The 6,891-nt window shown below is 32.3% G+C and carries 7 protein-coding genes; 3 read left to right on the forward strand and 4 right to left on the reverse strand.

Features of this window, described 5'->3' with window-relative positions; all coding sequences use genetic code 11:
• Positions 1-157: 157 nt before the first annotated feature.
• Together ACFX4X_RS24830 and spoIID are read right to left on the reverse strand one after the other, a co-directional pair.
• Complete coding sequence (locus ACFX4X_RS24830) at positions 158-1,081, reverse strand: hypothetical protein (RefSeq protein WP_089363951.1); 924 nt, start codon at positions 1,079-1,081, stop codon at positions 158-160.
• A 1,104-nt stretch (positions 1,082-2,185) separates the two neighbouring features.
• The gene (gene spoIID, locus ACFX4X_RS24835) at positions 2,186-3,226 is read right to left on the reverse strand and encodes a stage II sporulation protein D (protein ID WP_377387444.1); all 1,041 of its coding nucleotides are present in this window, start codon (positions 3,224-3,226) and stop codon (positions 2,186-2,188) included.
• Positions 3,227-3,520: 294 nt separating this feature from the next.
• Here spoIID and ACFX4X_RS24840 point away from each other — a divergent pair, with 294 nt between their 5' ends.
• Genes ACFX4X_RS24840 through ACFX4X_RS24850 form a run of 3 tightly spaced genes read left to right on the forward strand, consistent with a single transcriptional unit; the run spans position 3,521 to position 5,263 of the window.
• Positions 3,521-4,117 (forward strand): tyrosine-type recombinase/integrase, encoded by a 597-nt coding sequence (locus ACFX4X_RS24840; protein WP_377387447.1) that lies wholly within the window; start codon positions 3,521-3,523, stop codon positions 4,115-4,117.
• Positions 4,068-5,000, forward strand: a complete 933-nt coding sequence (locus ACFX4X_RS24845; RefSeq protein WP_377387453.1) for a tyrosine-type recombinase/integrase — start codon at positions 4,068-4,070, stop codon at positions 4,998-5,000. The genes ACFX4X_RS24840 and ACFX4X_RS24845 overlap by 50 nt, the downstream gene beginning before the upstream one ends.
• 23 nt (positions 5,001-5,023) lie before the next feature.
• A complete protein-coding gene (locus ACFX4X_RS24850; protein WP_377387450.1) occupies positions 5,024-5,263 on the forward strand; it encodes a hypothetical protein in 240 nt (79 codons plus the stop codon).
• 504 nt (positions 5,264-5,767) lie between these two features.
• Here ACFX4X_RS24850 and ACFX4X_RS24855 read toward each other — a convergent pair.
• A complete protein-coding gene (locus ACFX4X_RS24855) occupies positions 5,768-6,217 on the reverse strand; it encodes a GNAT family N-acetyltransferase (RefSeq protein WP_201183769.1) in 450 nt (149 codons plus the stop codon).
• A gap of 91 nt (positions 6,218-6,308) precedes the next feature.
• Positions 6,309-6,674 carry a cupin domain-containing protein gene (locus ACFX4X_RS24860; RefSeq protein ID WP_377387456.1) on the reverse strand — a complete coding sequence of 122 codons (366 nt, stop codon included), beginning with the start codon at positions 6,672-6,674 and terminating at the stop codon, positions 6,309-6,311.
• Positions 6,675-6,891: the final 217 nt, after the last annotated feature.

The raw sequence follows: 6,891 nt of genomic DNA on the forward strand, positions 1-6,891 counted from the left end.
TAGATTCTCCTCACTTATTGTGTATGATTCTACATGCCCTTATTTTTATTGTCCAACTAAGTGTAACCTGTCCATATCAACTTGATAAAAACTGTCAGAGAATTGATTTGTTTTATATCTAAGGTTATTGAGCTGTTCGGTCCTATTATTATACTATTTAGGGTTTTATAACTGCTCGCATTGACCCCTCTGCTCTTGTGCTCTCATAATCTTTTTCGCTAACTTCATAGGGTCTTGGTAAAGCAATAACTTGAAAATTCGAGTTAGCTTTTACAAATGGCAGCTTAAATTTAAAAACCTTTCTTTCACCTGGATTAACTAATACATTACCTACTAATTCATTATTTTCAAAAGGAACTTGCTTCCAATTACTTAAAGCAATAATATTGTAGTTTTCTTTTTCCTCATTAATATTTCCGACGGATATATAAATATCTTCCCCACTTCTTTCAGTAGGAAGAATCGTTAATTCCTCTTTTTGTTTACTTATAAATATGGTATCGTTTGGTCCTTCGTTAAACATTTCTTCAGGAGTAAAGGTAGCTGTTTTTTGTTTCTGACTGTTGTTCTTAACCTGAAAGCGCAAAGGTAAAATTTCTTGTAATGAATGCATCTTTGGAATATCTAATTTCTCTGTAAAATAATTAGGTTTTTTAATAACAAGATAATCTATTTCACTTGTATCTTTTTTAACGGAAATACTTGTCTTGAATTCAACGGTTTTATTTGCCTTCGCATTAAAAGGATATACATTGTACTGCTTTCCTTGGACTGTAAAAGGAATTTGTTTAAAGTTATCAAGGACAATTAATGCATAGTCCCTTTCCACTTCAATAAAATTAGAGAGAGAAAAGGTATACTCGAGCTTATTTTCTTTTGGTTCTAGTATACTTCCGTTATTTACTACTTTATCGTTTTCATCTAATAGGCCGAAGGATATTGTGTTAGAACTTTCCTCAAATCCTGGTTGAACTCCTTTTGTATTTCCATTTGTTTTTTCAGCTGATTTATTATCATATAATAACCAACCTGAAATCCCAATTAATAAAATGACCGTTATTACCATAAGTTGTTTTTTCATATAACCCGCTCCCAGAAAAGAAGTTAAGGCTAACTAATGTCAGCCTTAACTTCTTCTATTATTTAAAATTTATCCACAGTTTCATGCCTGATAGTCTTATAATTTTTCTTAATATAATTATGATTGCCAAAAGCTTTAGATGGAATTGAACCAGATTTACTAGTATATGTTGCACCAGCATACTTCGAGTAAGACTGTTTATCTTCTTTTGACCCTTGTAAACCTCCCTTACTGTTATATACCCTAACTTTTGCACTGATAGAGTCCTCGGATGCACTTGCTGTTGAAGTAGCAGTTGCCGTTGGAGATCCCACAATTGGATTCTTTGCATTTATCTTGGAGGAACATGCGATCTTTTTACCAGCTGTAGCTGTTGCAATACCAGGAGTTACACTGCTAACTTAGATAGAACTGATATGTTAGTAATAGTTGTTTCCGTTTCTACTTCAGCTGCCAGAGCGCTATTACTTTTTTACAAAAAAATCACAGTATTTGTTTATCCCAAAAGATTAATACTGTACTCTATATTAAGATTAGGGTTTTTATCATGGTGATATTTCTAGGAGTCCTATACCGAAAATCTTTTTGCATTTATTATATATTCATTTATGGGACACTGGGTTATGTAAGTCCGATTGATTACAAACTTGAACACCTTAAAAAAGTTGTCTAGTTTTGTGTTGACATACCATTCTCTTACTGAATTACCCGAGTGATAAAGATCTACAATAGTCTTCTTGAATTCATTATTATATTTTTTACCTGTATTCTTACGTTCCAAGACGGACACATCCTCTCAAAAATCATTGTAAGGACTTAACTAAAATGTGTCCAGAAACTATACTAACTCCATGTGTTCATCTTTAGTGCATCATTTGGAACTAATGCACCCTTTCTATAAGCGTTAAGGTTTAGACGTAAAGGCAAATAAAAAAAATCCTAATAAGATTAAATATCTCTTAAACCCAATAGTTATATCGGGTATTAAACTAACCTCCCTTTTAGTTCCATAAATAAAGGAGCTGCTGATCAGCTCCTGGTGATAAGTAAAGCAGCTATTAGTTGCTTTTGTAAGACATTCAAAAACTTGAAGTAAAAGTGTTTTTACTTTTTTACATACATTTTGTTTATAAAGGGTTCAACTGAAGAAATGGTTACACCTTGATAATAATAATTTAAAATATCCTTATAATTTTTACCTTCTTGTGCCAATCCGTTAGCACCATATTGACTCATACCTACTCCGTGACCATTTCCCTTAGTATTAATAATTACCTTATTACCTTCTCTTTTAAATGTGAAATCGGAAGAATTAAGTCTTAGCTTATCTCTGATCGTCTTTCCACTATATTTCTTACCGTTAATTTCAAAAAACTTTATACGATTTCCTTTGGATTTTGAGATAACCCTGCCGATATTAACATCATTATTCAATTTAATTCCCAGCAACTCTTCAAATTTAGTTACTTGAATAGTTGTTTGGTATTGGAATTTAGGAGATTGTATGTCCCAAGGACTTTCAACGCTTTTTAGATATGGCGTTTTATTACCCCAATAATCCTCAGAATTCTCCGTATATCCATTACTGGTCGAAAAGAAAGAAGCATCGATTGGTTTCTCATCATAGGTTAAAATCTTACCTTTTGTCGCTTCAACTGCTTTTTGTATTTTAGAGATATTTGATTTATAATTTTCTCCCCACTCATTAGCCAGTTCTTTTTTACTTTTATATACTTGATGGTATTGAATATTATCAGTTATATCAGTACCGCCTGGTAAATTAATTTTAGAATTAGAAAGCATTTGTTTAACTAAAAATGTTCTAGCTGCTAAAGATTGAGCCTTTAATGCCTCTAATTCAAAAGTAATTGGCATTTCTGAAGCAACAACACCTACAACATATTCTTCTAAAGGGATATGTTCAATCTCTTTAGTGTTTGTCCTATAAACTGACACGTCGATGGATGGTTCAGTCGAATTTTTATCGTTTTTACTTTCTTTAATGTCAGTTGAAGCAACAATATTCTGTTTTGTAGATGCTTGTTTTGGATTGTTTGAAAATGAAACTACTAAAAGAGAAGGTACTACTAAAATTAAAGAAAATATTGTAAGAACTATCCACATTAATGGTTGAAATTTATTCATCATTCCTCCTTAAAATAAATCACTTTTTTTAAGATTATGAATTAACCCTTCTTCATATTACCAGTTTTAGGAAATGGTAAAACTTAGATAAGACTTACCAATTATATATATCCATTTTAACAATACTTATTGAATTCCTCAGTTTGATACGAATATCTCTCGAATGCCCACTTATTCGCAGGATTTCATAACCCTTGTAATTGGATTTCCGGGTAATTGAAATGAGATCAGATCATTTTGGCCTCGTGAAGGCAAAGTTAAATAAAGGGGACATTTCGCTCATGAAGCCTGTATATGAAAATAAAAGATTTAACCCCAACACATTATCAAAAAATCATTAATAAACTCGCTGATCAAGAAAATAGTAAAAGAACAGTAGAAATCATCCACACTACTCTTTCCAATGCGATGAATAAAGCCGTTTCTCTTGAAATGTTATCTAAAAACCCTTGTTCCAGAGTGACTATCCCTAATAAGGCAATAAACCAAATAAAAGAAGATGAAGATTTAGAATATCTAAGCAAAGATGAAGTGATTAGATTTTTAGATGCTGCTCTAAAAGAAAATTGGAACTATTTTACTTTATTTAAAACACTAATCGATACTGGTTTAAGAAAAGGTGAAGCTTTAGCTCTCCAGGTACTGGATTTAGATTCCACTGATAATAAAATTAAGATCTACAAAACTTTAAATTATGATGTTTTGAACATTGATAAAATGTTCGATCCACCTAAAACTGAAACATCGTATAGAAAAATTTTAATCGACGAAAGCCTTGCCGCTCTGTTAACACGTCATGTCATTAAGAAAAAGGAAATAAAGTTGAAATTGGCAGAAAGGTATCAAAACAACTCTTGTTTTCGAACGAGGGAATGGCCTCCCCTATTCTAAATCCACCTTACACAGAGCATTTAATCGCATCTGTAGAAAAGCCGGAATTACAAAACATATAACCATTCATGGTTTACGACATACACATGCAGTGCTCCAGCTTGAGGCTGGTGCGGATATGAAATATGTTCAGAAAAGATTAGGTCATGGCAGCGTTGCTATAACTTCTGATGTTTACGCACATATAAGCAAAAAACTTGAAAAGAAAAACATGGATAAGTTTGAGGAATACACCAAGGGATTAGATGTAGGGAAAGAAATGTTGTCGTTTTTAGGATTACTTTGTATTGTGGTCACAATATTTATTATAATTGCCGCAGTCATATCAGCTTTTAGAAAAACAAGGAAAGTTAAGAAAAGATTATTGACAGCACTTGGGTCATTCATTTTATTTTTCATTTTTTACGCTGTTTGGATGTCACTTGAAGGAGAAAAACCTTCAGAAGTAACTCAAGAGAAGACAGCGAAAATTACAAAAGACGAATATAAAAAAATTAAAGATGGTATGACTCTTGAAGAGGTTAAAACTATAGTAGGTGGAAAAGAAAAAAGCCAAAATAAATTCGATGATTTTGTGGAATATAATTTCGATGGCGAAAATGGCGTTGAAAGTGATGCATATGTAATACTGGATTTTAACTATGATAAAACATTAGACAAGAAAATCGAGATTGGACTATTATCACCTCGAGATGATACTGAAGTATCGACGGAAGAAGATACGGAAGAGGACCCTACAGAGAGCTTAAAAGATCATATAGAGTATCAACTTACCGAAGATAATGATTTTAATATTGTCAATTTAGAGGCAATGAGCATATGGGGACCGATATTGAAAACGATAACATTGTTATCCTTACACTTTTGGGAAGTGAAAACCTAACAGCTAAGATGAAAGCCAACGGATTGTTTGAAGACAGCAATGTAGTATTTCAGAGTTTGTTTGAAAATACAGACGTGGAAGAAGCTGTTTTGTTTTGGCAACTCCCTGTTACAGATTCAACAGGGAACACATCAGATAAAAATGTACTGAAAATTACACTAACTCGAGATACATTTGAAAATATAAACTGGGAAGATTTCGATTCTCATGATTATAAAATTGTTGCAGAAGATTATGAGGAATTGATCCAGTTTCCGGAATAAAAAGCCCTCTCACACGAGAAGGGCTTTTAGAGTGTAGACAAATATAATATAGAAAGAGGAGTGTTTTGAATGACAAAACGAGGTACAGAGGTACATTGTATAAGATAATATTTTTTTGAAAAGTGTACGTAAAATTTAAAAAGCCATACATGGCTGTATTAAAAAAGCCCACATCGAATTTTATTAAAAGTCAAGATATTTTATTAATGACTTGATAAAAAGGAAGAATTATATAATGTTGCACATTATATAAGACAAAAAAAGAAGGATAGATAAAATTTGCTTTATCTATCCTTCTTTGTACTACATATGACCTCATTTACTACAACAACATTAAGATTTACTACAATAAAATAAAAAATTCGTTGTTCAATTAAAGCGCCTTTTAGTGGAACAACATAAAGGGCGTTTTTAAGTATGATTTTGTTTTAAAGTTTGATCATTTTCCATACTTCTTATAGAACTAAAGCACCCGTTAGTTTAAGTGGTATACTTCACAAATTATTAAAAAATATTTAATTCTAGAAATTCATCAGTTTCCATAAAACCAAACTTCTTATACACAGGTCTACCCATTTTTGAAGCCCCAAGCCATATTTGTGAAATACCTGAAATCTTAACTTCATCAACTAATTTAGTTAACAGCTTTGTTGCGATTCCTTGCCCACGATAATTTTCATTAGTATACATATTTGTGATATAAGCCTTTTTTCCAGTCTTATTGGTGTAACAAGGTGGAAATTCATAAAAAATTACTGCACCACAAGCTATAATTTCTTCATTATCTTCCACTAGCCATTGAATTAAAGTACCATCACTTAGTTTATTTTTAAAGAAAACATATAGTTCTCTATCAATATCTATATTAGGTTCTATCCCCTCATCAACTAATTGCTTTTTTCTTAACTCGACCAATTTATCAATATCATCGATATTTGCTTTACGATATTTCAACTTCTCACAACTCCTTTATAAAATTACAACTGACCAGCCCCATAGCATACCTTTTATATGTTAATCCAAAGAAAGTAACTGAATTATTGGTTTAAATCCATATGTTATTTTCAGCAGTTAGTTTTAAATTAGTTTCACCAGTGTTGACTACACCTTTAGGCTCTACCAGCATTATATGGCATTCCTTTTCAGCATAAGGCTTATGCTCCACACCTTTTGGTATCACATACATTTCTCCTTTGGAAAGTTTAACCTCTCCATCGCGGAATGCGATGGACATCTCGCCGTCTATCACGATGAATGCCTCATCGGTGTCTTTATGATCGTGCCATACAAAATCCCCCAGAATCTTAACTAACTTAAACTGATAGTCATTCATTTCACCAATGACTTTGGGCGACCAGTGTTCACTGAATTTGGACAGTTTCTTGCTTAGATTAATAGCATTATAATTGATATAAATCCCCCCAGAACTATTCTTACCCTTATTTTACAACTTCGATAGATTAATTACTATTTTGATTAAGATCTCAAAAGTTTCTGCTGTCTTCCACAAAAATGGCCCAATTGTTGAGCAAAGATCAAACAGCACTCTTGAACTAAACTCCCTCAATAAAGAAAGCAAAACCTCTCGATATCTCCGTTTTTCTTAGATTTTCATAGTAGTTTACCTG

Origin of the sequence: Peribacillus sp. YIM B13481 (assembly GCF_042787985.1) — a bacterium.
GTDB classification, from domain to species: domain Bacteria; phylum Bacillota; class Bacilli; order Bacillales; family DSM-1321; genus Peribacillus; species Peribacillus simplex_A.

Bases quoted from the DNA above. Each gene is read 5' to 3' on its own strand.
- ACFX4X_RS24840 (WP_377387447.1), top strand. From the start codon at position 3,521: ATGAAAATAAAAGATTTAACCCCAACACATTATCAAAAAATCATTAAT.
- ACFX4X_RS24830 (WP_089363951.1), bottom strand. From the start codon at position 1,081: ATGAAAAAACAACTTATGGTAATAACGGTCATTTTATTAATTGGGATT.
- spoIID (WP_377387444.1), bottom strand. From the start codon at position 3,226: ATGAATAAATTTCAACCATTAATGTGGATAGTTCTTACAATATTTTCT.